Raw genomic sequence first — 25,214 nt, forward strand, 5'->3', positions numbered from 1 at the left:
GCTACTACTTCAAAATCAATCTCTAATAAAAAGTATTTTGCTGGGATTGATAGTGGTTCAACTTCCACCAATGCAGTTGTCATTGACAGTAGCAAGAACATTTTAGGTTACTGTACAGTAAAGACTGGTTTTGACGTGGTCTCAAGTGCAAAGTTAGCTCTTTCAAAAGCTTGTAGCATGGCTGGGATAAACGAAGATGATATAAGCTTTATTACCTCAACTGGGTATGGTAGAATAAGTATTCCATTTTCAAACATGCAGGTTACAGAGATAACTTGCCATGCAAAAGGGGCTCGTGTCCTTTTTCCGAGTGCAAGAACTATCATAGACATTGGTGGGCAGGATAGCAAAGTTATAAAAATAGATGAAGATGGCAATGTAATAGATTTTGTTATGAACGATAAATGTTCGGCAGGCACTGGTAGGTTTATTGAATACATGGCAAGAGTTTTGGAGTTGGAGCTTGAAGCTTTTTCGAGGTGTTTAAATTTCACAGAGGATTTGACAATTTCGAGTATGTGTACTGTCTTTGCAGAATCAGAAGTGATAAGCCTCATCGCGCAAGGTAAGAAAAGAGAGGATATAGTAAGAGCTATTAACAAGGTTGTGGCAATAAAAGCTATTTCGTTAATAAATAGAGTAAAAGGTGAAAAGGATTTTGTAATGACAGGTGGGGTTGCAAAAAACAAGGGTGTTGTTTTAGAGCTTGAAAGAAGGCTTGACAGCAAGCTTTTGATTCCTTTTGATCCGCAAATTGTTGGTGCTCTGGGCGCAGCAATAATTGGGCTTGAGGGTAGTTAGATAGATTTCAATTCCAATTTAACAGGTATGGTTAGCTTTATTGTATTGAGAAAATAAAGCAGACATTACTCAAATTGCCAAGCCATTTTTATTATGTTTTCTTTCTCAAGGTCATTTTTTACATTTCTTGAAAGTTCAAAAAGTTCTTTTTCACGTTTATCTCTCTCTTTTAAATAAGTATCTCTATCCACTTTTCCTTTTTCAACATTCTCTATAATTTTTCTCTGGGCTTGCCAATACCTAATTGCAAGATCAGTTTTCTCTTCGGTAAAGAAAATATCTCTGTTTTCAACAAACCATAGAGGCTTATATATAGAAAGACATGGAAGTGAACTTCCAGTTGCAAAGATGTTTATTTTTCGGTCAATTAATTCAACAATAAAGCTTCCAGTTGTTTCACTTGAGATAATGCTTTTTGAATGCATGCAAATGTTTTTCATAGATCCATACAAGAAATTTTTGCTATTTAAATTATAGTGGTATCGTAATATGCTTTTGAAATCTTCTATAGTTAACTTTCCCTTTTTTTCTTCCAGCATTTTTTGGGTAAGCTGCTGTCTAAAATTACCACATGCAAATTTAGTTATAAGTGAGTTTTCAAACTCTTCTTTAAAATCAATAATTTCTTGTTTTATCATCTTGCTTTTCATATCATAATCGTTTCTTATGCTCAACGCATTTGAAATGCTTCTTACATCTTTAACTTTTTGCAAAGCCCAATAGACACCTGCTGTTTCTAATACCCATGCATTTTCAAAGTCAGCAATCAAAAATGAGTTGTGGTATTTCAGATTCTTTGTATATCCGCATTTTCCACCTTGACCATATCTTTCAATAAAGTAAATAATGTTGTCAACTGCTTCTTTTGCTGTTTTGCTTCGCTCAAGTGCAAGTCGCAGAATATCCATTCCAAGAAGTGCTGGTGGACCTTGTCTTTGATTTGTAAACACTGCTTCATTTCCAATAACAACTCCGAATTCATTAACTCCCATTTCAGCGCCCCATATCCAAGATGGCTTAAATAAAAAACAATCATATGTAACTTCTGCCTGCTCTACTTCAATATATGTACACTTGACCTTTTCTCCTTTTTTATGTTCCTTTCTGGGGACTCTTATAACTATATGAGGCTCATTTTTCTCTCTATCACTGTTTTTGCCAAATAACACACAGTTATTCAGCGTTGAATTTTTCAAGGCAACAATTGTATCACACATAAAATAGACCCCCTTGTGATTTTAATTATTATACCTCAAAGACAATTCCATTCTAACATTCTATATTATTTGACTGAAGCTTTTAGAGGAATACGAAATTGAATATGTCCAGCTTGTAGAGAGAGTCAAACAAGGATGTGCAGGTAGTATGGTTAAATTTGAATCAAATGTTACAGAGTTAGTTAATGAGACAAAGACAAGGAAATTTGCAAAAGAAATACAAGAAAAAATAGGAGCCGGAGCTAAAATAGCTGAAAATATGATACTGGCAGTGAAAAAAGAGACTTTGTTTATGGTCCTGAGCCAACAGAAGATATCTCCCAAAGACCTGATTCGTTTTTTCTTAAATAGAAAAACCAAATTTCCGTACCCGTCGCTTTATCAGTAAAGCCTTCGACAACGTATTGCTGACCATAAAATTTGTCAATATAATCACCATGGATAATTTTCACATTAGACAGTGCCCATGGACCTTTGTGAAGAATGATATAAAAGCGAATTGCACCTTCAGGTGTTTTGTGAAATTCTTTAAAAGTAATGGCAAAAGCTACTGAGAAAATAACTACCAAAAGAATCAAGGTGGCAGCCAAAAGGATTTTCTTCTTCATATTTCCACCTCATACCTTTAAATTAAACTCCTGCTATAATTATATCACAAAAATTTTCGAAGAAGGAGCAAAATTGCCAAGTATTAAAAGTATTGTATTTATCATTTCTTCTTTTAACTCTTTCGGGTAAGTGTAAATATTTTGTGATTCTTCATAAGGAAAAGAGGTAATTTCGTTTGCAAATACTTTTTTCATTCTCTTAAGATAGTCTTTTGGAATTCTAAACAATCCAACTGAAATATCTGCAATCTTATCAGGGTTCAACTTTTCGAAAACCTGCCTTAAGAACTTTTCATAAATTGGTTTCCAGTCTTCAATATATAAAATTGGGTCAAAACAAAGTCTTACTTTCCAGCCATTTTCTATAGCTTTTTTAATTGCAGAAAGTCGAGAAGATAAAGAAGGTGTGCCATGTTCAAACTTTTCTATAATTTCTTGAGGAGACAGTGTCCACGCTAAAATTACATTATCTTGAGGTTTTAAGTTTTCTAAAGCTTGGAAGTTGGTACTTTTTGTTCTGATTTCAATTGTCAAGTTTTGCTTTGATGCTGCGTATTCAATCCATGCAGAAGAAAATGGCACAATTTTTTCAAGTGCTAAAAGGTCTGTTTCGTATGATACAGAAAGATACAGTGGTTTATTTTTTAAAACAGCATCAATCTCTTTAAAGTAGTCTTCGATGTTTACAAATACTACTACATTTGCAGAGGAATACATTCCTTTTAAAAAGCAATATTCACAGCTGTAAATACAGTTTAAAATGTTGCTTGTATAAAAAAAGTTACTGTATCCAAAGTTGTGGCAAATTGAAGGGCCGGGATAGAGAAACTCTCCCCATTTTTTTGCAAGTATTAATTTTTTACTCTTTTCCTGAAAAAAATAATTTTGCCCTGCTCTGCAAAAAACCTCTTTGTAGTTCTCTATTTTAACTATTTGAGAGTTTTGCAAGTTTTCTAAAATCTTTATTGTAACAGGATGAGAAAGAACAGCTTTTTCAACATAAACATGAGAAAAATTCTTAGCTAAGAAGGATTTTTCTGAGCTTGTCAAAGTAATTTTTGCCCTCCTTTTTAGAGTTAATTTGAACTTCAAAAAATTCAAAAATACAGTCAGGTAGTTTTTTATGCCTTATTATATAGTCTTTTAACAAACTTTCAAGCTCATTGGTCATATAGGCAGTAAGATGTAAACTGTTTTTCAGTTTATTTACAAGTAGAGGTATATTATTAATTTCAGACGGATTGTTACAAAATTCAAAATTTAATTTTAAGAGGGAGTTTATCAGATTTTCTATATGAGGAATACTTTGCTTTATCAGATTTTCAATCTCAACAGGATTTATCTTTTCAAAGTCCAAAAAGTCATAAACAATCTTGATGCAGTGAACATTGTGCAGGGGCAAAAAGATAGAAGCTGCTTCAAAAAATCCTGCACCCTCCATGTCAACTATATCTCCCTCAATTTCAACTGGCAAGTTATCTTTTTTCACCGGGTGCATAAAACTTTCGAGTGTTGCCTCTTTCATGCTATGCTGAATTAAAATGTCTGGGTAGAATGCCTTTTTTGAGTGGTGGTTTATTATTTTGTTGCAAAGAATAACATCTCCTTTTGAAAAGGCATTTTCCACAGCTCCGCAAATCCCAATGTTCAGGACTATATCACTGCTGCCTGCTCCAAACTTTGTCAAGGCAAATGTTGTTGCAATACTGCTCTTTACAATTCCTTCCTTGCTTTCTATAAGAAGAATATCATTGCCAGAAAAAATCTGAAATTTTGAAGGTTCATATAATTTTTTCAGGCCAAAATGTTCTATCAGAGGCTTTGCTTCTGCATGAAAAGCGGTGACAATGTATATCATCAAAAGTTCGCTCCTTCTGTTGCTATTTGCGGCTTTCAGATTCCAATTTCGATTATACCATATATCAAAATTCTCTGATATTGTTTGAAGAAAACTGACCACAAGCTTTTGATTTCCTTGAAGTTAAAAATATAAAGTAGTTTTCAAAAACTTAAAAAATGCTATAATAGAAAGTAGCCCTTGGCAGTAGCACTTTTTTTGTTTTGCCTCCTCTTGAAGTAGGGGAGGAAGTTTTTTGTTTGACTGCCGGGGCGTTTTCTTGCCAGTGAATGTTTTCTATATCTTTTATGCACTCTGTATTTAAATGTATACAATTTTATTATAAATGTGAATAAATTGTGAAAGATGAGATGAGAAGAGAACAGAAGAGTGGAGGGGAGACGAGAAAATGACAAAATTGCTCAGGCGCAAAGAACTTCAAACTCTTTTACAACAAGCCGAAGATGAAAAGTTTAAATTGAAAAGAGAACTGACGGCGGCAGATTTAACCTTGTTAGGTATTGGAGCAACAGTCGGTGTAGGGATTTTTGTGCTGCCCGGTGTAATGGCTGCTAAGGTGGCTGGTCCCGCAATAGTAGTTTCGTTTTTGTTATCAGCAATAGCATGTATATTTGCAGGGCTATGCTATGCAGAATTTGCTTCTTTAGCACCTGTTTCAGGAAGTGCATACACTTATTCTTATGTAGCCTTAGGTGAAATATTTGCATGGATAATAGGATGGGATTTATTACTTGAATTTGGTGTTTCAATGAGTGCGGTTGCTGTTGGTTGGTCAGGGTATGTTACAAATCTACTTTCAGATTTTGGAATACATCTGCCGAAGATATTGACTAACGATATTGCTCATGGAGGAATAATAAATCTTCCGGCAATATTCATAATAGCTTTGTTGGGATGGATTTTGACAAGAGGAATTAGAGAAAGTAGTAACTTTAATAACATAATGGTATTTATTAAGCTGGGAGTGATTATTCTTTTCATTGTTTTAGCTGCACCACATATAAAACCCAAAAATTGGACTCCATTTGCACCTTATGGGTGGAAGAATGTAATTACTGCAGCAGGTCTTGTCTTTTTTGCATATGGTGGTTTTGATGCTGTCTCTACTGCCTCGGAAGAAACTAAAAATCCGCAGAGGAACATTCCTATTGGTCTTGTAGCTTCTTTGACAATAGTTGCTACTTTATATGCTATTGTATGTCTTGTACTTACTGGTGTTGTAAACTATAAAAAACTTGATAACTCAGCTCCAGTGGCATATGTTTTGTCGCTCATAGGGGTTAAATGGGGGAGCGTACTTGTTGCAATTGGTGCAGTTGTAGGCATTACAACAGTTATGATGGTAATGCTTCTTGGCACAACAAGAATTCTATTTTCTCTTTCAAGAGATGGTTTGCTGCCGCCAGTATTTTCAAAAGTGCACAAGACAAGAAGGACCCCATATGTAGCCACGATTGCTGTTACCATAATTGGTATTCTTCTTTCAGGCTTTCTTCCAATCATGACTTTGGCTGAGCTCTGCAATATAGGAGCTTTGTTTGCCTTCATGCTAACATCCATTTCGGTGTTGGTATTGAGAATCAAAAGACCTGATATAGAAAGGCCTTTTAAAGTACCAGCTGTATATGTAATAGCACCATTGGCTGCTTTGATTAGTTTTGGCCTTATTGTAAGCCTCCCCAAAATAGCTATAATTAGATTTATTGTTTGGTTAGCAATAGGATTGATAATATATTTTAGCTATGGAATTAAGCATTCTGTTGTTCAAAACAGTAGGAATAACAGTTGAACTTAAAATGAGACTCATCTATTAAGTATCTGCTGAACTGGTTTGGTGCCAAGGTGCCTGGGAAAATCGTACAGATATTTACGTTATCTCAATTGGACACAGTTTTCATTGGAAGGTGAAATTATGGATTTTATTGTATGCAAGATACCAGAGGAGATCGAGAGAGAAGAAAAGCTTGGCAATTTTTGTTTGGTTTTGAGATTGATAGACAGGTGGCTGGCTGATGAAAGAATCACTGAGATGCAAAGAAAACGTCTAATGTACGAGAAGAATAGAATAAACAGAATACTCGAAAGTTATCCTTTTGATGAAGAAACTGCTTTAAAGAAGGCAATGGAGCTGATTGATTCTTTTTCTCGAGAGGAATTTTATCACCTTTTGTCAGAAGGGTATCTTGATTACATAGTAGTTGAAGGAAAAAGAAGATTCGAAGGACACTTTGTTCACAATATAGCTTTTACTCTTCCATCATACAGAGAAAGACTCAAGAAAGATCCTGTTGCACAAAAAGCAAGAGAACTGCTTGACAAGAGATTGGAGGAATTGACGCAAGGAGGCCCTCCTAAAAGATACCGAGTACGTGCAAAGATAACTGTTACTATCAAAGACGATGCAGATCATTTTCGTGTTTGGCTTCCATTTCCAAAAGAAGAGCTTCAGGTTTGTGATGTAAAACTTGTTTCAACAAGCCACAGAGACTATTTTCTTGCAGACAACAAGGTTTCACAGAGAACTATTTATTTTGAGGGCAAAGAAAAAGAATACTTTGTTGAGTTCGAGTACACTATAAATGAGTGGATAAATAAGGTTGATCCAAAAAAGGTTGAAGAAAATGATTTGGACGAATTTCTTGGTGAACAGCCACCTCATGTAGTGTTCACGCCATACCTGAAACTTTTAACCAACCAAGTAGTCGCCGGTGAGAATAATCCTTATTTAAAAGCGAAAAGAATCTTTGATTGGATTACAAAGCATGTTAAATATTCTTATGTTCGACCATACGCAACCTATGAGAACATACCACAGTATGTTGCAGAAAACTTGAAAGGAGACTGTGGTTTTCAGGCTCTGCTTTTCATCACTATGTGCCGAATTGCTGGAATACCTGCACGATGGCAGTCTGGCTGGTACAGAAATCCCCTTATGGCTACTCCACACGACTGGGCACTGTTCTACGTCAAGCCTTACGGTTGGCTTCCGGCAGACCTTTCATTTGGTGGGGCAAGACGGGAGAACGAAAAACTTCGCAGTTTCTATTTTGGTAACTTAGATGGTTTTAGGATGGTTGCAAACTCAGATTTTATGAAAGATTTTGAGCCGAAACCAAATTTCCTGCGATTTGATCCCACAGATAATCAGCTTGGTGAGGCTGAATCCTTATCTGGGAAAGTTAAAATTGAAAGCAAGATTGAGGTAATTTCTTTTGAAGAAATCTGAAAGGAGGACAAAATTATAAATGAGCAAGATAGCAAATGTGAAGTTCGATGTCAAACACCAAAAAGGAGTGCTGACCTCAGATTAATGATAGGATGTATGTCCGAATCAAGCCTCGGAATTAACCAGAGTGTTCACTTTGCCCTTGGAACTGGAGCGTTTGACTTCCATGACCTTGACAGTCATCTGATGCTGAAAGAGCCAGGGTTCAGAGGAAAATTTGTTCAAAATGGAGCTAAGATGATTGGGTATTAAGTTATAATCTCAGTATTGACACCTCAAAAATTGTAGTATAAAATAAAAGTGTACTAAATCAGTATACTTTAATTTGGCAAGGGTGAGTAAATGAGACTTACGCAAGCATCCGACTATGCGCTCAGAATAGTGCTTCACCTTTCAAAGAAAAAAGGAATGGTAGTTGAGGCAGATACTATCTCAGAAGAAGAAAAGATTCCCAAAAGATTTTTGTTGAAAATATGTAGGGATTTGATAAAGGCAGGGATTATAGAATCCGCACGAGGCAAAAACGGGGGTTATGTCCTTGCTAAAAATCCTGAAGACATAACAATGAAAGATGTGATACTGGCAGTAGAAGGTACCTTGGCTTTGAACAGGTGCCAGATAGACCCTTCTGCTTGTAGTAAAAGAGCTACTGGGTATTGCGCTGTGCACAAGGCTTTTTCTTCAGTGATGGAGATTGTTGCAAAGGAGTTTGAAAAGTATAACTTTGCTGAGCTTGCAAAAATGGATGGAAACTAATTTCAGTTTCCATCTTTATTTTGTAGACAAAAGTATACTAAAATAGTATACTTTCAAAATACAAGAAATCAATTAATATTGCAGGAGGTAATGGAGCTATGGAGATTTGCACATTTTGTGAGACAGCTGATAAACGATTAGGGGAATTTATAAAAAGTAAAGAAGATTTGGAGACTTCTTTTAACCGCAAACCGCGACAAAGTGTAAAATGCGGGTTTGGTCTTCAGGGAATTTGCTGCAGGTTGTGTGCAAATGGACCGTGTAGGATTACGCCAACTCAAAAAAGAGGGGTTTGCGGAGCCGATGCAGATACAATTGTTGCGAGAAATTTTCTAAGGGCAGTTGCAGCAGGAGCTGGCTGTTACTTGCACGTGGTAGAAAATGTTGCTCATAATCTCAAAAAGATGGCTGAAAATCAAATAGATGTACCATTTAAAGGTCAAAAGACGCTCCATGCACTTGCAGATAAACTTGGTATCCATGGACAAGATGATAGAGAGATAGCTTTGCAACTTGCTGAAAAGGTATTATCTGACCTTTACAAACCCAGATGGCAGAAAATGGAACTGGTAAAGTACATGGCACCAGCTATGAGGTATAAAAAGTGGAGCGAACTGGGGATTTTGCCTGGCGGTGCAAAATCAGAGGTGTTTGATGCGGTAGTAAAAACAAGTACGAACCTTTCAAGTGATCCTGTCGATATGCTCATGCATGTTTTAAGACTGGGTATAGCCACAGGACTTTATGGACTGGCACTTACAAACAAACTTAACGATATCATCATGGGAGAGCCTGTGTTAAGGTCAGCGCCTGTAGGTTTCAGGGTAATAGACCCTGATTACATAAACATAATGCCTACAGGACATCAACAGTCACTTTTTTGGGCTTTGCTAAAGAGGTTAAATGATGAAGATGTAAAAAAGATGGCTCAAGACGTTGGTGCAAAGGGATTCAGAATAATAGGGTGTACATGCGTGGGTCAGGATTTTCAGTTAAGAGGTGAGCATGCAAAGGATGTGTATGCAGGCCACGTAGGTAATAATTTCACAAGTGAAGCTGTACTGGCAACAGGTGCTATAGACCTTGTCGTGTCTGAGTTCAATTGTACTATACCTGGTCTTGAAACAGTAGCTGAGAGGTATATGGTAAGACAAATTTGTATTGACGATGTGGCTAAGAAAGCTAACGCAGACCTTGTGCAATATAGTCCTGAAGAAGCCATGGAGATTGCAAACAGGATTTTAAAAGAAGCTGTGGATAGCTACAAACTTAGAAGAGGTAAGGTAAATATAGACATACCTTATGACCACGGTTATGAGAGTGCACTGACGGGAGTAAGCGAAGGGTCTCTTAAAGAATTTTTAGGTGGAAGCTATAAACCTCTTATTGATCTTATAGCTTCGGGCAGAATCAAAGGTATAGCAGCTATTGTTGGTTGTTCCAATCTTACCTCTATAGGCCATGATATTTTTACTGTAGAACTGACCAAAGAATTAATAAAACGAGATATACTAGTACTGTCTGCGGGGTGCACAAGTGGGGGACTTGAAAACTGGGGTCTTATGTCAAAAGGAGCTGAAGAGCTGGCAGGAGACAAATTAAAAGAGGTGTGCAGAGAGCTTAACATACCACCTGTGCTAAACTTTGGTCCATGCCTTGCCATAGGCAGACTTGAGATAGTGGCAGCAGAACTGGCAGAGATTCTCAACGTGGATATTCCACAGCTGCCTTTAGTACTTTCTGCACCTCAATGGTTAGAAGAGCAGGCTTTGGCTGATGGTGCTTTTGGGCTGGCGCTTGGATTGCCTTTACATCTTTCAATTCCTCCTTTTATAACAGGAAGCAAGCTGGTGACAGAGATTCTGACAGAAAAGTTGCCAGACATAACTGGAGGACGGCTGATTATAAATAATGATGTAAAATCTTCTGCTGATGAGCTTGAAAGTATCATTCTTCAGCGCAGAAAAGATATGGGTATCTAATTAAAGAGGTGTATTATCAATGAAAAGGATATATATAGAACCAACAACATGTACAGGATGTATGAATTGCATCCTGGCGTGTATAGCTCACCATAAAGGTGTGCAATCAGTACTTGAGATAGATTTCTCAGACAATGATTTAGAATTTGCAAATAATATAGTCTTGAACAACGAAGGGAAGATTGTCCCTATTTTCTGCCGACATTGTGACCAACCAGAATGTGTTGCAGCTTGTATGTCTGGTGCGCTGACAAAAGACGAGACAACAGGATACGTAATTTGCAACCAGAGCTGGTGTGCAGGATGCTTTATGTGCGTTATGTCATGCCCTTATGGCATGATAAAACCTAACAAAAGTGGTGATGTTGCTATAAAATGTGATATGTGCCTGGACAGAGAAATACCTGCATGTGTCCAAAGCTGCCCTGTCCAGGCTATTTCCCTTATTGATGTTGATTAAAGCGAGGGGAGAATCTGATGAAATATTTGATTATAGGTGCCAGTGCCGCAGGGCTAAGTTGTGCAAGGACACTCAGACGGCTTGATAGCAATGGAGAAATTGTTGTAATTTCAAAAGACGATATGGTATATTCACGGTGTATGCTTCATTATTTCATAAGTGACGACAGACCTTTGGACAAGATGAGGTTTGTGGAAGAGAATTTTTTCGATAAAAACAAAATAAAATGGATAAGAAATACCACTGTGATAGAAATTAGACCTTTCAACAAAAGTGTTGTCACTTCCGATGGCGCTGAACATACATATGATAAACTACTTATAGCTACCGGCGCTACCCCTGTAATTCCTCCTATAGAAGGCTTAGCAGAAGGTATAGAAAAGAGAAAAGATATATTTACCTTACGTGATATAGGTGATGCTATAAAGATTAAAGAAGCGGCTAAAACAAGTAGGCAGGCTGTGGTCATTGGCGGTGGGCTAATAGGGCTGGATGTTGCAGTGAGCCTTAACAAGCAGGGAGTCAAGGTAACCGTAATAGAGATGAAAGACCATATCCTACCTCAGCAATTAGACAAGACAGCAGCGCAAAGGTACGAGAGGATGTTTAAAGACAAAGGAATAGATATCATTACTGGACAGTCTGTTTCAAATGTAATCTACGGGTTATCAGGGAAGGTTAAAGGCGTGACTTTATCAGATGGAAGTTTTGTTTTTGCCGATATGATTGTAGTGGCAGTCGGAGTAAAACCTTCTTTTCCAAGAATAGATAAATGTCATCTTGAAACTGAAAATGGAATTGTTGTAGATCAATACCAGAGAACTTCTATACAAGACATTTATGCTGCTGGTGATGTATGTCAAACGTATGAACTCTTGACACAAAGACATATATTAACACCTATATGGCCTTCGGCTGTAAAACAGGGGCAGACAGCAGCATATAATATGGCAGGAATTGATAAACCTTTAATGGACAATTTTGGCTTTAAAAATTCAATGAAGTTTTTTGGCTTGAGTACAATAAGTTATGGATATGTAGAGCCACCCGATAACAGCTATAATGTAGCAATTTGCAGTGGACCGAACTATTATTATAAAGTGGTCTATAAAGAAAATGTCTTGTACGGTGCTATAATACAAGGAGATATATCAGGAGCAGGTGTGATTGGCAAGCTTATCCAAGACAAGTATAACCTTTCTAATAAATTGCTGAGAAATGACTGGAATAATGTCTTTAGGTTGACATATGGAGATTTTTTCAAGCAAAATCAGGATGGAACGTTTGAATTTGCTTATTGAAAAGATAATAAAAGCTATGTAATGCAGGTGGAGCATTTTCAATTTAGAATCTTCCCTTTTTAAAAAGGGAAGATTTTTTATTTATTCACTTCTTTTCATAGGTTATTGACACAGAATTCTTTTGAGCGTAAAATATATAGCATGCAAAATATTCTTATACGAAATATTTTAGAACTAAATATTGAAAGGGGCGCAAAGATGGATGATATAAGCAAAGGGCTTAAGATAATTGAGCTTGTGAAGGAAATAATGAAAATAACAAAGAAAATAGCACGGCACCAGTTTGACCAATTTGACATCACAGCACCTCAGGGTATGCTTTTGGGGCAACTGATTCGCCATGGAAAGATGAAGGTGAGCGATTTGAGCAGAAAACTAGGGCTATCGAACAGCACTGTCTCAGGAATAATTGACAGGCTTGAAAAGCAGGGGATGGTTCAGAGAATAAGGAGTCAAGAAGACAGAAGAGTTGTGTATGTTGATGTCACACCAAAGTTCAAAGATGCTTTTGAGAAAAATTTTAAGGATATGGAGAAGAGGTTTGAAGAAATACTCAACAGGGCAGACGAAAAAGAGATAGATACAATATTAAATGGCCTTGAAACCTTAAAAAAGGTTTTAGATAGGTATGTGCACAAATAGAGATTTGTCTACAATACCTATTTTGGCTATAAAACCAAAAACCAACAAAGAAGGTGAGTCAGCTTGACAAAACTGGCAAAGTACTTGAAACCATATGTCCTCCTATTCTTTATGGCCATCTTTTTTGTAGTTGTTCAAGCTATGAGTGATTTAGCTTTGCCCGATTACATGTCAAACATAGTAAACAAAGGTATCCAGCAGGGTGGTATAGTGAATGCAGTACCCGAAGCTATAAGAAAGACGCAGATGGATAAACTTTTGCTCTTTGTGTCAGATAGAGACAAGGAAAGGATTTTAAATGACTACAAACTAATTGATAAGTTAAGCAATGAATATGAGAAGTATTTAAAAAAATACCCAATTTTATCCAAAGAAGCTGTATATGTATTGAAAAAAGTTGACAATGAAGAGATAGATAAACTGAATATACCCATGGCAAAAGCACTTTTGGCAGTGGCAGGGATTGAAAAGGCAAAAGCAAATGCAAAAAATGGCGTAATTGAATTCAGTGGCAAACAGATTCCAGCCAACATAGATATTTTCATGCTTTTGAGCCAGCTTCCAAAGGATCAGCTTCTTAAAATTAGAGAAGAGATAAACAAAAAATTTTCTACTTTAGGCGACAGCATGGTTGTGCAGGCAGCAGCTGCTGTAATTAAAGATGAGTATAAAAGGATTGGGATAGATACAGGTGCTATTCAAACAAACTATATATTGCGAATAGGACTTTTGATGCTTCTAATTACTCTTTTGAGCGCATTTTCTACTGTCATGGTTGCATTTTTTGGTTCAAAGGTTGCAGCTGGCGTTGCAAGAGATTTAAGGAAAGACATTTTTACAAAAGTAGAGAGCTTTTCAATAGCTGAATTTGACAAGTTTTCAACAGCTTCTTTGATAACAAGAACAACAAACGACATTGCTCAGATACAGATGCTTCTTGTAATTATGATAAGATTGGTATTTTATGCGCCTGTGATGGGCGTTGGAGGAGTGTTCAAGGCTCTTAGCAAAAGCCATTCAATGTCGTGGATTATAGCTTTGGCAGTTGCAATTCTTTTAGGGATTATAGCTGTGCTTTACAAAGTTGCAATGCCAAAGTTTTTGCTTATGCAAAAGTTGATTGACAGGCTAAATTTGGTTGCACGCGAGAACTTATCTGGCATTATGGTGGTCAGAGCTTTTAATAGCGAAAAGTTTGAAGAGGAGAGATTTGACAGGGCAAATCAGGACCTTACCAAAGTAGGGCTTTTTGTAAATAGAAGCATGGCAGTTATGTTTCCAACCATGATGCTTGTTTTGAACGGAGTTACCCTTTTAATTGTATGGGTGGGAGCTCACCAGATTCAAAACTCAAGTATGCAAGTTGGAGACATGCTTGCGTTCATGCAGTACGCTATACAGATTATATTTGCCTTTTTGATGCTATCTGCCCTGTTTATTATGATACCAAGAGCTTCTGTATCTGCACAGCGTATTGCTGAAGTACTTTCAACAGAGCCTTCTGTAAAAGACCCTAAAAATCCGAAAAGCTTTGATGAGAGCAAAAAAGGCATGGTTGAGTTTAGAAATGTCTCTTTCAAGTACCCCGGTGCAGAGGAATATGTTCTAAAGAACATAAGCTTTACAATTTTACCCGGCCAGACAGTTGGCATTATTGGAAGGACAGGCTCAGGGAAGAGCACGCTTGTAAATTTAATTTTGAGATTTTATGATGCAACAGAAGGTCAAGTTTTAGTTGATGGGGTGGATGTGAAAGAAGTTAAGCAAGAAGACTTGAGAAAGAGAATAGGGTATGTCCCACAGAAAAGCTGGCTTTTTAGTGGAACTATAAAATCTAATCTCAAATACGGCAGGGATGACGCAACAGACCAAGAGATTGTAGAGGCAGCAGAGATTGCCCAGGCGCTTGAGTTTATCAATGAAAAGCCCAACAAGTTTGATACCGAGATTGCTCAAGGTGGAACGAATGTGTCAGGTGGACAAAAACAAAGACTTTCTATTGCAAGAGCTCTTGTTAAAAAGCCTGAGATTTACATCTTTGATGAGAGCTTTTCAGCTCTTGACTTTAGAACAGAACTTGCTCTGAGAAGGAAACTCAGAGAAAAGCTGAAAGACAGCACAGTTATTATGGTTTCGCAAAGGGTTGCAACTATGATGCATGCTGACCAGATAATAGTATTAGATGATGGTGAGCTTGTTGGAATAGGAAAACACGAAGAACTTTTAAAAACTTGTCCAACTTATAGAGAAATAGCACTATCACAGCTGCCAGAGGAGGAGTTGGTGGGATGAACGAAGACAAGGGAACACAACAAAGAAGTGTGCATGGGATAAGACCTCGAAGGGATATGGGTCATGGACCACGTGGTTTTGTCCCCGGTGAGAAAGCAAAAGATTTTAAGGGGACTATGAAAAAACTTATAAGGTATTTGTCTGCCTATAAGATTTCTCTCATAACTGTGCTGGTTTTGGCAATTTTGAGTACCTCATTTTCGATTGCAGGACCTAAGATTTTGTCAAAGGCAATTACAAAGATCTTTGAAGGTATAATGAACAGAATAACCGGGCAGGGCAGCGGCATAGATTTTGAATATATTGGGAAGATTTTAATTATCCTACTTGTGCTGTACGGACTCAGCAGCATTTTCGGGTATTTACAAGGGTGGATAATGTCTGGTGTGTCGATGAAAATCACATATAGATTTAGAAAAGAAATCTCAGAGAAGATAAATAGACTCCCTTTGAAGTATTTTGAAAGCACCAACCAAGGTGAGATTTTATCGAGGATTACAAATGACGTTGATACAATTACACAAACACTTAATCAGAGCATGACACAGATAATTACCTCTGTGACAATGGTCCTTGGTGTGCTTGTGATGATGATCAGTATTAACTGGCTGATGAGCTTGGTTGCACTTTTGATCATACCTGCATCTTCAATTGTCATTGCCTTTATTATCAAATACTCTCAAAAATATTTTAGACAGCAGCAAGATTATTTAGGACATTTAAATGGGCATATAGAGGAAATGTATGGTGGGCATCATATAGTCAAGGCCTTTAATGGCGAGAAAAAGAGTATTGAAAAGTTTGATAGCCTTAACAATACATTGTACAATGCTGCTTGGAAGTCGCAGTTTTTGACAGGTGTAATGATGCCGCTTATGAACGTTATAGGCAATTTGGGATATGTAGTGGTAACCATTCTTGGCAGCTGGCTTGTTATAAAAAATGCAATTGAGGTTGGGGATATTCAGGCGTTTATACAGTACATCAGGTCATTTACACAGCCGATTGCCCAGATTGCAAATATCTCAAACATCTTGCAGCAGACTGCTGCGTGCGCTGAGAGAGTGTTTGAGTTTTTAGAAGAAGAGGAAGAAGTGCCAGATATGCCAAAACAGATTGATCTTGAGGATATAAAAGGGGAGATTGAGTTTAGGAACGTCAGGTTTGGCTACAGACCAGACAAGATTGTTATAAACAATTTCTCTGCAAAGATAAAAGCAGGGCAAAAGGTGGCAATTGTTGGACCAACTGGTGCTGGCAAGACTACCATTGTAAAGCTTCTTATGCGGTTTTACGATGTTAATGATGGTGCAATCTTGATTGACGGACATGATATAAGAGAATTTTCGCGAAAAGACCTGCGATCTTTATTTGGTATGGTTTTGCAAGACACATGGCTTTACAATGGAACTATTAAAGAGAATATAAAATACGGAAAGCCAGATAGCACAGACGAAGAAGTGATAAGAGCAGCAAAGCTTGCCCACATTGACCACTTTATAAGGACACTCCCACAAGGGTACGACACAGTGTTAAATGAGGAGACTACGAATATATCTCAAGGTCAAAAACAGCTTTTGACAATTGCACGTGCTATCTTGAAAAATCCAAGAATTCTTATACTTGACGAAGCAACAAGCTCTGTTGACACACTCACAGAAATCCAAATACAAAAGGCTATGGACAATTTAATGAAAGGAAGAACATCCTTTATAATAGCCCACAGGCTTTCTACAATAAGAGATGCTGATTTGATACTAGTCATGGACCATGGGGACATAGTAGAACAGGGTACACACCAAGAACTTCTCAAAAAAGGCGGATTTTACGCGAAGCTTTACTATAGCCAGTTTGAAAAAGAAGAGCTGGCAAGTTAATAAGGAAAGGTACCTAAAAAAAGTCCTGGGATTTGCCCAGGACTTTTTTCATAATGAGTTTTCCTGATCATGAAAAATCTACACTTTTACTATTAACTGTTTAGAGTTTTTTTGTATAGATTTGGTGTAACTCCAAACTTGTTTTTAAATTCTTTAATAAAATAAGAAATATTTTCATATCCTATGTCATAACACACATTGGTAACATTTTCGAATTTTAATAACTCTTTTGCTTTATTAAGTTTTAAGTCTTTAATATATTCCTTTGGTGATTTCCCTGTGAACTTTTTAAAGTACTTAGTAAGTTCATATTCTTTCATGTTAAATTCTTTGGCAATATCTGAAATTTTTAATTTGCGCAAATAATTGGTGTTTATATAATCCAAGATATGATATATTTCTGAATTTTTATCGTTTATTATCTTCTCAGCACCTCTGTATTTGAAGATATCATATACAAACTCTTGAGTATATAAATCAAGGAGAAACTCTCTGTTAACTTTTCTACTTAAGAATGTATCAACAATCTTTTTGTATGTCTGTGTCAAATCTGGGCTGTACTTTCCTACAAAAAGTACATTATTGACATTGCCAAGTTCATAAGGTTCAAACTCTATTTTTAGCTTGCTCAAAACATGGTTTATTAAATAGCTGTCTATTTCTATAACCAATGCTTTAGTTTTTTCTTCAATTTCTAATTTGACTCTTGAATAAGGCGGCAAAATTACAAAACTGTTACTATCATACTTGAATTTTTCAGACCCATTTATTTCCACATATTTATCTCCTTGTAGAATACTGCAAAATCTCAGATAGTTTTTGATGAATAACTTGCTCTTGTATAATTATCGAAATCATAGTAGAGTATTCTAACATGTTCTGCCTCTAAAACAGATGTTGGTGTTAGGTCACTTACCATCTCTCTATACCCCCGGCAAAAATGAAATATTATTTGCAAAAAAGAATTAGAAGAAGAGAAAAAGTGCATGTTAAAATTATAACAACATTTGCAGCAGATGTGGAGGGGTAAGTGTGAAAACATATAGATTTTACATGCCACCTATTAGCTTGATGGGAAGAGGATGTTTGAAAGATGTTGGGCAAGAAATCAAAGCTTTAGGTCATAAAAAAGCACTAGTTGTAACAGATAAAGCGTTAGTAAAGATTGGTTTAGTTAAGAGAGTTACTGACATATTAGATGATGCAAATATAAGTTATGTAATATTCGATGAAACCAAACCTAATCCAATAGTAAAAAATGTTGAAGATGGCTTAAAAATCTTAAAAGACAATAATTGCGACTTTTTAATATCAATTGGAGGCGGCTCACCACATGATTGTGCCAAAGGTATAGGACTTGTTGCAACTAACGGAGGTTCAATAAAGGACTATGAAGGGGTAAACAAATCACAAAAACCGATACTTCCTCTTGTTGCTATCAATACAACTGCAGGAACAGGCAGTGAAGTGACAAGGTTTGCAATTATCACTGATGAGGATAGACATGTAAAGATGGCAATAGTTGACTGGCATGTAACGCCGCTCATTGCTGTAAACGACCCAGAACTTATGATTGAGATGCCAAAATCACTGACTGCAGCAACTGGAATGGATGCGTTAACACATGCAATTGAAGCGTATCTTTCTACTGATGCAACACCAGTTACAGATGCTTCAGCTTTGATGGCAATTGAATTGATTTTCAAATATCTGAAGAAAGCTGTTGAAAATGGCAATGATATTGAAGCAAGAGAAAAAATGGCCTATGCTGAGTATTTGGCAGGGGTTGCATTTAACAATGCAGGTTTGGGTTATGTTCATGCAATGGCACATCAGTTAGGTGGATTTTATGATTTGCCACATGGGGTGTGCAATGCAGTGTTATTACCACATGTTTTGGCATACAATTTTAAAGCGGTTCCTCACAGATTCATTGACATTGCAAAAGCAATGGGGATTGACGTGCAAGGAACTTCGCAAGAAAAAGTCGGTGAAATGGTAATTGAGAGCATTAAGGCTTTGTCAAAAGAAATAGGAATACCAGCTGGTTTGAAAGAATTGGGTGTAAAAGATGAAGACATAAGGATTTTAGCTGAAAATGCCCTAAAGGATGCTTGTGGTTTGACAAATCCAAGACAAGCTACTGTAGAAGAGATAATGGAAATTTATAAAGCAGCATTTTAAAAAATTTTCTAAAAACTTAAAGGCGGGCGATTCTGAGGAAGTTGCCCGCCTTTTAATCTTTTGATGTTGACTTAAATGGAAATTTTACGCTTCTGACTGTTAATTTAAAATGATAAAAGAATAAGGTTTTATTGAAAAAACAAGTTTTCCATTTTTTAAAGACAAGATTTTCCCAGATCCTTTAACTATTTTGCCGGCAAGCTTTATATTAGATGGCAGGTTTATAGTCTTTGATAATTCCTTGCCTGTGAAGTTAAAAATTACAACCATCTTCTGATTATTGTAAACTCTTGCGAAACTAAGTGTATCAGCAGAGGTTTTAATTAACTGGAAGTCTCCTTTTAGTAATGGTAGGTTCTTTTTTCGGAAACCAATCATATCTCTGTAGAAATTGAGCAGAGAATTTTTGTCTTTTTCTTGTTTTTCAACTGAAGCAACATCAGGGCCGCTATTGTAGAGGCTTATCTCCCAGTTTGTTTGTCCTTTTTTCCATGTCTCATGCCATTTGAATGGCTCTCTAATATATTCATCTGGTTTTTGCCCTTTCATGCCAATTTCTTCACCATAGTAGATGAAAGGATTGCCAGGCAGTGTCAATAATAATGCTGCAGCTAATTTCATTTTGCTATTTGACCCAATTTCGGTATAAGCTCTGTTCATATCATGGTTTGTCAAAAATGGTGCGTCAACAAATTGGGGATTGACATTTTTGTAGAGATTGTATATTGAAGAGAGGTTATTTTGCAAATTTTGAGTATTTTCATATGTTACTCCTTCAATGATGCTTTGAGCCACAGTAAAATTAAAGCAAGAATCAAATATCTTTGCATATTGCGCTATTCTTTGAGGGCTATCCCACACTTCTGCTACAAGGTATACATCCTTTTTAATACTTCGGCAGAACTTTGCATATTCTTCCCACCACGCAAGAGTATCTTTTTCTCTGCTCAAAGGATAAATATGCTTTGCAGCATCAAGCCTAAATCCATCTACTCCTTTTTCTAACCAAAACTTGGCGATCTTCTTCATCTCTTCTCTCACAGCTTTATTGTCAAAATTGAGGTCTGGCATCTCAGACCAAAATATAGCATTGTAGTAACTATCACCCTTTTTATACCATTGTTTTGTGCCAAGGTCTGATGGTTCATCAAGGTTTGTGCTTGGTGTTGCCCAGATATAATAGTTTCTGTACTTACTATTTTTATTACTTGATGCTTCGATAAACCAAGGGTGTTTGCTACTTGTGTGATTTATCATCATATCTATGATGACTTTGATACCCATCTTGTGAGCCTTTTTTATGAAGTTGACGAAATCCTCATTTGTACCATAGTCGGGATTGACTTTGTAATAGTTTGTTACATCATATCCGTGATAGCTTGGAGATTCAAATATTGGCATAAGCCAGATGGCATTTACACCTAAGGATTTGATATATGGAAGTTTTTCAGCCAAACCATTTATGTCCCCTATGCCATCACCATTACTATCATAAAATGACCTGATAAAAACTTCATAGAAAATCAAACCGTCTTTTTTAGTTTGAACTGGGCTTTGAGAATTAGAAAAACCTGCCCAAAATGAACCAAGTCCAACTGCGAAAACGATAGCAAATATAAGTATGTACCTTAAGATTCTCTTCATTGAAATATTCCCCTTTCTCAAATGATATCGTTTGCATTATTATATACCATATGAACTTCTTTGTCTATATTGTCTAATTTAATGCGATAAATAAAAAAAGAGGGATAAATCCCTCTACTTGTTCTCTTCACTTTTAGGTTTATCAAGTGCAACTGATTCTTCACTGTGGTGATGTTGGTGAAACTGATGATCTTTGAGGTCAGGTGCTTTTTGGGTTTCATTGCTGTGGTGGTGGTCATGACCGTGGCAACCTTTTCCCATCATTGCTTTGTGCATAAAAATGTGTGCAAGCAAACATCCGCTCATTGCGAGAAGTATAAGCAGTGCCTCTTTCATCCCTAAATGCCCCCTTCCATTTTTTATTTAGCAGTTACCAAATTTCTATTTTGTAAGCTTATAAGCCCATATAAAATAGCTCCTGCAAGCATAGCAATGGTAAATCCAAACTCCATTGAAAGCATAATTGATAAAACCGAACCTATAACTGACATTACACCGTTGAGTCCCCACATCACAGGAATTGTTTTACTTTTCTTTTTATTTTCGCTTAATATCTTTATACCTCTTGGGAACGGCATTCCCATAAAAAAGCCTTGAATCATAACCAGTATGGCTGCGATTAGTATTTTGCTAACTAAACTAAAATTGGAGGTCACTTTGAATATTGAGTTCAAAGAAAGTATTAGACCAATATTTATTACCATGACCAAAAGAGCAGGTAAATATATTCTATTTGACAGATTGTTAAACACCTTTGCATTGCTAAAATATGCACCTATACCGCTGCCAATCAAGAGCCCAGCAAGTACATAATTGAAGGCAATTACTGGATGACCCAAGTATAGAATAAACTTTTGAATAAGTGGAATCTCAATTAGCATGTATCCTATTCCTAAGCTTGAAAAATACAAAGAAGGTTTGAACGCTTTTTCTTGAGAGATAATTGGTGTAAATAGAATTATGCTTCCCAGAAGTATGAAAAAGAAGATAAATACCAGCACAGGTGAAACACCTTTGCTAAAGTCATAAAAGTATGGCTTGTCATCTGTTGCAGGTGTTGCGCTGAATGAAAATCCGTTTTCGAACTCTACTAAAGTCAAATGTCCTTGCTTTATGTGGTAAAGTGGTCCCCTGTCATTAACATAAGGAATATAAAGCGGGACAATCTTTCCTTTGTCTGCAGTCTCTTTTAATTTCTTGCTTTCAAGTTGTGAAAAAGGCTTGTTTTTTACAATGATCATTGGATAATGAATATGTTCATTGCCGTTCATTAGTTGAATTTCTTTGGTGAAGATAGCCATATATTTTGGAGCCTCTTTGATTGATATACCTCTTTTGTTCAGTACGCGCAAAATGGTTGCTATCAGTTTGCTCATATCCTCTTTGTCGTGAGCCAAAAAGGCGAGTTTTCCATTATCTGTTAAGTGGTTCATATAGTCCTCAAGAGCTTCAACTGTAAACAGATAGTTTTCTGAAAGAGCATAACCTATGTTTTGGGATGCATTTGTCATGACCAGTGATAAGAATATCACATCATATTTTTCCTTAGATTTTCTTACAAAATTTCTACCATCTTCACCATAGATTTTTACTTCTGGCCTGTTGTAGATATCTCCATTGAACTCTTTAAAGTGTCTTACAGCGTCAATACTTGATGTATTTATTTCAACTCCAGTTATTTGTTTACTGTTTCCAGCTAAAGCATACAGAATATCTCTTCCACCGCCAGGCCCAATTATCAACGTTTTATGATTGTTTCCAAAAGAAAAAGGCAGATATTCAATGTCATCTTTATATTTGCTCAAGCTACTTTTTTTACCATCAAATCTATACATAGGCGCATTTGCTGTTCCATCAATTGTTACTATCATTTCATCGTTATCACCTTCTACTTTAATGACATCTGTTCGTGAAAATGCATTCCATTTGGTGTAGACAATCTTAGCTTTTTGGTTTGATTTTGCAATAGTGCCAAGTGTTTTTGTTTTGTTTGTGATAAATCCAATAAAGTTTTGTTCAATTGAATTTACGTACTTGTTCGGAATAAAGAGCGCTAACATGAAAAGAATCAATACACCAATGCCAAGCAAAGTTTTCTTTTTTAGCTGTAAAGTAAAAAGTAGCCAAGCTATTACTGAAATAATACAAATCAAAATTACAGACCGATATATTCCAAGATTGTTTAGTGAAAGCAACACAATTATGCTGCCAAATCCTGAGCCTGTAAGGTCTGCAAAATATAGCTTGTTGCTTATTTTTCCAAACTGCTCAAATGCAATTGAGAAAAAGTAACCACCTGCTACAAAAGGTAATGTGGCCAGAATTAAATAAATCAATACGTTGTTTTGAAACGGCAATACATATATAATTCCCAGTGAAAATATGTACGAGATAGATAGAAGAAATAAGGCCTTAACCAATGAATCAGTTTTTAAATTTTCACTTTTTTGACGCTTATTGTAAGCTATTATTCCACCTATACCAAGACCAAATATAGCAAATGATGTAATTAAAAAGGTATAATGATACCAAAATAAGGCAGAATATATTCGATTTAAAATGACCTGGTATATAAACAATGAAATTGATGCTAAGCTGATAACAACTAAAATCACCTTTGTTTCCTCCATTATTACAATTTTTTGTATCTATTACATTCCAAACGGCAATTTATAAGGTAGCAGTCTGCTAAAAATTGCTGTCAAGTCCTGGAGTTTGTTTAAAAACATCACAATACCAAGGAAAATGAGTGTAGCTCCTGCAACTGCACAGATAGCATTTTGGAATTTCTTTGCCTTTTTTATGGCATTAATCGCGTGAGGTAAATAATAACCAACAAGCAAATACGGTATTGCAAGACCTAAGGAAAATAATAACATTATTGTCATTCCTACAAAGGCACTTTTTGTGGTTGTGGTATATATCAATATGGAGTATAAAATTGGCCCGATGCAATGGGAACATACTATAGCGAAAAACAAACCTATTAGGAAAGTAGTGAAATATCTTGATGATGTCTTGATGTTATCTGCACTATATTTATTCAAAAAAGAAAGATTTAGATTTAGCAGACCAATCAAATTCAATCCCATTATTATAGTTATTGCCCCACCAATTTTATTCATTATCGTAGTATAACCACTTAACCATCTGCCAATACTTCCACCTAAAGCCCCTGCCATTGAAAAAACAAGTGTAAAGGCAGATACAAATATAAAGGTATTTATAAGTATAAACTTTTTCATTCTTTTGTGAACTTCTATATCCTTCAAATCTCTAACCGAAACACCTGTGATAAGTGAAAAATATACACTTATCATAGGTATTATGCAGGGGGAAAAGAAAGATGCTAATCCTGCTGCAAAAGGTAGTAAATAAGCCACTTTATAGATCCTCCTAATTCAAAAACTTCTTATTCCACCTATAAATTCTCGATTTGACACCTCCAATATTTTGTAACTCCAATTGGATATATTTGGTTTTAGGGGTAATAAGGTTTTTACCATTTATCTTTTTGGGTATTTTGATATATGCCATGACATGATGTCCTGAACCCTCAATTCGCCATGTTGCTTTTTTAACTTTTATACCTTCACTTGTAGTAAACAATATCTTTCCACTAAGATTGAGTGTGGACAAATCAACTTGATGATTGTCAAAAAACACCTCAAATACCAGGTTGTCTTTATCATCTTTTATAGGATTTAGATATCTTACCCCGACTGTAATGAATCCTTCACTGTTTATTATCAGAGGATCTGGTAACTTGTCTTTAGAACTTGTACTTTGTTTCAAATCCTGCTGATAGATAGTTTTAGTCTGTATATCACTTTGCTTTTTTTGTTGTGAGATTATAACTTGAGCGTACAGTGAAGATAGTATGAATGCAAAAAGGACGGCAATCACAATTATTCTCTTTGCTTTCTTGCTCACCAAAACTTCCTCCTTTGCATTTTAAGTTGTGTTCTTTTTTGCCAAATTTAAAGTAAACCTATTTATTTACTCGGAATTTTTATATAATAATTTTATCAAAGACCATTTTTACAAGTCAATTGACTTAACAAATTCTTTACAAATTCTTTGCAATTTATTAAAAAATTAAGCAAGAAGACTCCATCTTATACAAGATGGAGATGAATTGCTAAAAATGTGATATAATATTCCTCAGGTGATTAAAATGTACAAAACACAGAAAAATCATATAAGATGTGATAAACAAACATACAGACTGCTACGTCAGCTTTGCCACTTCTCAAAAAATCTGTACAACTATGCTTTGTATCATATAAGGCAACACTACTTTAAAACTCAGGAATATCTGCGATATGAGAGTGTATATCATCTTGTGAAAGACAGCGAAGACTAT

At 36.1% G+C, this 25,214-nt stretch carries 21 protein-coding genes and 2 pseudogenes; 13 read left to right on the forward strand and 10 right to left on the reverse strand.

What is annotated here, in order from left to right; genetic code table 11:
- Positions 1-801, forward strand: an 801-nt coding sequence (locus H964_RS05990) for an acyl-CoA dehydratase activase (protein ID WP_039765679.1), incomplete at its 5' end; no start/stop codon positions are given.
- Between the two features lie 65 nt (positions 802-866).
- Here the strand turns inward: H964_RS05990 and H964_RS05995 are convergent.
- From H964_RS05995 to H964_RS06010, 4 genes are all read right to left on the reverse strand, one after another.
- A complete protein-coding gene (locus tag H964_RS05995) occupies positions 867-2,018 on the reverse strand; it encodes a C69 family dipeptidase (RefSeq protein ID WP_039765681.1) in 1,152 nt (383 codons plus the stop codon).
- Between the two features lie 290 nt (positions 2,019-2,308).
- A complete protein-coding gene (locus H964_RS06000; RefSeq protein ID WP_039765682.1) occupies positions 2,309-2,626 on the reverse strand; it encodes a hypothetical protein in 318 nt (105 codons plus the stop codon).
- Positions 2,627-2,665: 39 nt separating this feature from the next.
- Entirely contained in the window at positions 2,666-3,676 is a 1,011-nt protein-coding gene (locus tag H964_RS06005; RefSeq protein WP_039765684.1) for an SPL family radical SAM protein, read from the reverse strand.
- A complete protein-coding gene (locus H964_RS06010; protein ID WP_039765686.1) occupies positions 3,645-4,484 on the reverse strand; it encodes a 5'-methylthioadenosine/S-adenosylhomocysteine nucleosidase family protein in 840 nt (279 codons plus the stop codon). Before H964_RS06010 ends, H964_RS06005 begins: the two co-directional genes overlap by 32 nt.
- Before the next feature lie 388 nt (positions 4,485-4,872).
- Here H964_RS06010 and H964_RS06015 point away from each other — a divergent pair, with 388 nt between their 5' ends.
- The 10 genes and pseudogenes from H964_RS06015 (at position 4,873) to H964_RS06055 (ending at position 17,020) form a co-directional block, all read left to right on the forward strand.
- A complete protein-coding gene (locus H964_RS06015) occupies positions 4,873-6,273 on the forward strand; it encodes an amino acid permease (RefSeq protein WP_039765688.1) in 1,401 nt (466 codons plus the stop codon).
- 123 nt (positions 6,274-6,396) lie between these two features.
- The gene (locus tag H964_RS06020) at positions 6,397-7,710 is read left to right on the forward strand and encodes a transglutaminase-like domain-containing protein (RefSeq protein ID WP_039765689.1); all 1,314 of its coding nucleotides are present in this window, start codon (positions 6,397-6,399) and stop codon (positions 7,708-7,710) included.
- Between the two features lie 66 nt (positions 7,711-7,776).
- Positions 7,777-7,962 (forward strand): annotated as a pseudogene (locus H964_RS12130) (L-Ala-D/L-Glu epimerase); the annotation flags it as partial.
- Positions 7,963-8,052: 90 nt separating this feature from the next.
- Positions 8,053-8,466, forward strand: coding sequence for an RrF2 family transcriptional regulator (locus H964_RS06025; protein WP_039765690.1), 414 nt, complete (start codon positions 8,053-8,055; stop codon positions 8,464-8,466).
- A gap of 98 nt (positions 8,467-8,564) precedes the next feature.
- Positions 8,565-10,448 carry an anaerobic carbon-monoxide dehydrogenase catalytic subunit gene (gene cooS, locus H964_RS06030; protein ID WP_039765692.1) on the forward strand — a complete coding sequence of 628 codons (1,884 nt, stop codon included), beginning with the start codon at positions 8,565-8,567 and terminating at the stop codon, positions 10,446-10,448.
- A gap of 19 nt (positions 10,449-10,467) precedes the next feature.
- Positions 10,468-10,908, forward strand: a complete 441-nt coding sequence (locus H964_RS06035) for a 4Fe-4S dicluster domain-containing protein (protein WP_039765694.1) — start codon at positions 10,468-10,470, stop codon at positions 10,906-10,908.
- Between the two features lie 17 nt (positions 10,909-10,925).
- Entirely contained in the window at positions 10,926-12,209 is a 1,284-nt protein-coding gene (locus H964_RS06040) for an NAD(P)/FAD-dependent oxidoreductase (RefSeq protein WP_039765698.1), read from the forward strand.
- Positions 12,210-12,407: 198 nt separating this feature from the next.
- Positions 12,408-12,851 (forward strand): MarR family winged helix-turn-helix transcriptional regulator, encoded by a 444-nt coding sequence (locus H964_RS06045; protein ID WP_011915996.1) that lies wholly within the window; start codon positions 12,408-12,410, stop codon positions 12,849-12,851.
- Between the two features lie 63 nt (positions 12,852-12,914).
- Positions 12,915-15,143 carry an ABC transporter ATP-binding protein gene (locus tag H964_RS06050; protein WP_039765700.1) on the forward strand — a complete coding sequence of 743 codons (2,229 nt, stop codon included), beginning with the start codon at positions 12,915-12,917 and terminating at the stop codon, positions 15,141-15,143.
- Positions 15,144-15,199: 56 nt separating this feature from the next.
- Positions 15,200-17,020, forward strand: a complete 1,821-nt coding sequence (locus H964_RS06055; RefSeq protein ID WP_442855726.1) for an ABC transporter ATP-binding protein — start codon at positions 15,200-15,202, stop codon at positions 17,018-17,020.
- 92 nt (positions 17,021-17,112) lie between these two features.
- On the opposite strand, the gene H964_RS06060 is transcribed toward H964_RS06055, so the two are convergent.
- Positions 17,113-17,796, reverse strand: coding sequence for a helix-turn-helix domain-containing protein (locus H964_RS06060; protein WP_237738224.1), 684 nt, complete (start codon positions 17,794-17,796; stop codon positions 17,113-17,115).
- 277 nt (positions 17,797-18,073) lie between these two features.
- Between H964_RS06060 and H964_RS06065 the strand changes: the two genes are divergently transcribed.
- The gene (locus H964_RS06065) at positions 18,074-19,204 is read left to right on the forward strand and encodes an iron-containing alcohol dehydrogenase (protein ID WP_039765713.1); all 1,131 of its coding nucleotides are present in this window, start codon (positions 18,074-18,076) and stop codon (positions 19,202-19,204) included.
- Positions 19,205-19,303: 99 nt separating this feature from the next.
- Here the strand turns inward: H964_RS06065 and H964_RS06070 are convergent, their stop codons facing one another.
- The 5 genes from H964_RS06070 to H964_RS06090 all read right to left on the reverse strand — a co-directional run bounded on the left by H964_RS06070 (position 19,304) and on the right by H964_RS06090 (position 24,781).
- A complete protein-coding gene (locus tag H964_RS06070) occupies positions 19,304-20,848 on the reverse strand; it encodes an alpha-amylase family glycosyl hydrolase (protein WP_039765703.1) in 1,545 nt (514 codons plus the stop codon).
- 114 nt (positions 20,849-20,962) lie between these two features.
- Positions 20,963-21,184 (reverse strand): hypothetical protein, encoded by a 222-nt coding sequence (locus H964_RS06075; protein WP_039765705.1) that lies wholly within the window; start codon positions 21,182-21,184, stop codon positions 20,963-20,965.
- Between the two features lie 23 nt (positions 21,185-21,207).
- Positions 21,208-23,463, reverse strand: a complete 2,256-nt coding sequence (locus tag H964_RS06080; protein WP_039765707.1) for a spermine synthase — start codon at positions 23,461-23,463, stop codon at positions 21,208-21,210.
- Positions 23,464-23,499: 36 nt separating this feature from the next.
- Positions 23,500-24,231: a cytochrome c biogenesis CcdA family protein gene (locus H964_RS06085; RefSeq protein ID WP_039765710.1), complete on the reverse strand. Its 732-nt coding sequence runs from the start codon at positions 24,229-24,231 to the stop codon at positions 23,500-23,502.
- A 13-nt stretch (positions 24,232-24,244) separates the two neighbouring features.
- Positions 24,245-24,781, reverse strand: a complete 537-nt coding sequence (locus H964_RS06090; protein WP_039765711.1) for a hypothetical protein — start codon at positions 24,779-24,781, stop codon at positions 24,245-24,247.
- Between the two features lie 244 nt (positions 24,782-25,025).
- Here H964_RS06090 and H964_RS12935 point away from each other — a divergent pair.
- Positions 25,026-25,214, forward strand: a pseudogene (locus tag H964_RS12935) (RNA-guided endonuclease InsQ/TnpB family protein); the annotation flags it as partial.

The sequence above is a fragment of the Caldicellulosiruptor sp. F32 genome, assembly GCF_000404025.1.
Taxonomy (GTDB): Bacteria; Bacillota; Thermoanaerobacteria; order Caldicellulosiruptorales; family Caldicellulosiruptoraceae; genus Caldicellulosiruptor; species Caldicellulosiruptor saccharolyticus.

Excerpts from the sequence above, each read along its gene's own strand:
- H964_RS05995 (WP_039765681.1), bottom strand. The coding sequence starts at position 2,018 with ATGTGTGATACAATTGTTGCCTTGAAAAATTCAACGCTGAATAACTGT.
- H964_RS06000 (WP_039765682.1), bottom strand. The coding sequence starts at position 2,626 with ATGAAGAAGAAAATCCTTTTGGCTGCCACCTTGATTCTTTTGGTAGTT.
- H964_RS06010 (WP_039765686.1), bottom strand. The coding sequence starts at position 4,484 with ATGATATACATTGTCACCGCTTTTCATGCAGAAGCAAAGCCTCTGATA.
- H964_RS06015 (WP_039765688.1), top strand. The coding sequence starts at position 4,873 with ATGACAAAATTGCTCAGGCGCAAAGAACTTCAAACTCTTTTACAACAA.
- H964_RS06020 (WP_039765689.1), top strand. The coding sequence starts at position 6,397 with ATGGATTTTATTGTATGCAAGATACCAGAGGAGATCGAGAGAGAAGAA.
- H964_RS06025 (WP_039765690.1), top strand. The coding sequence starts at position 8,053 with ATGAGACTTACGCAAGCATCCGACTATGCGCTCAGAATAGTGCTTCAC.
- cooS (WP_039765692.1), top strand. The coding sequence starts at position 8,565 with ATGGAGATTTGCACATTTTGTGAGACAGCTGATAAACGATTAGGGGAA.
- H964_RS06035 (WP_039765694.1), top strand. The coding sequence starts at position 10,468 with ATGAAAAGGATATATATAGAACCAACAACATGTACAGGATGTATGAAT.
- H964_RS06040 (WP_039765698.1), top strand. The coding sequence starts at position 10,926 with ATGAAATATTTGATTATAGGTGCCAGTGCCGCAGGGCTAAGTTGTGCA.
- H964_RS06045 (WP_011915996.1), top strand. The coding sequence starts at position 12,408 with ATGGATGATATAAGCAAAGGGCTTAAGATAATTGAGCTTGTGAAGGAA.
- H964_RS06055 (WP_442855726.1), top strand. The coding sequence starts at position 15,200 with ATGGGTCATGGACCACGTGGTTTTGTCCCCGGTGAGAAAGCAAAAGAT.
- H964_RS06065 (WP_039765713.1), top strand. The coding sequence starts at position 18,074 with ATGCCACCTATTAGCTTGATGGGAAGAGGATGTTTGAAAGATGTTGGG.
- H964_RS06070 (WP_039765703.1), bottom strand. The coding sequence starts at position 20,848 with ATGAAGAGAATCTTAAGGTACATACTTATATTTGCTATCGTTTTCGCA.
- H964_RS06075 (WP_039765705.1), bottom strand. The coding sequence starts at position 21,184 with ATGAAAGAGGCACTGCTTATACTTCTCGCAATGAGCGGATGTTTGCTT.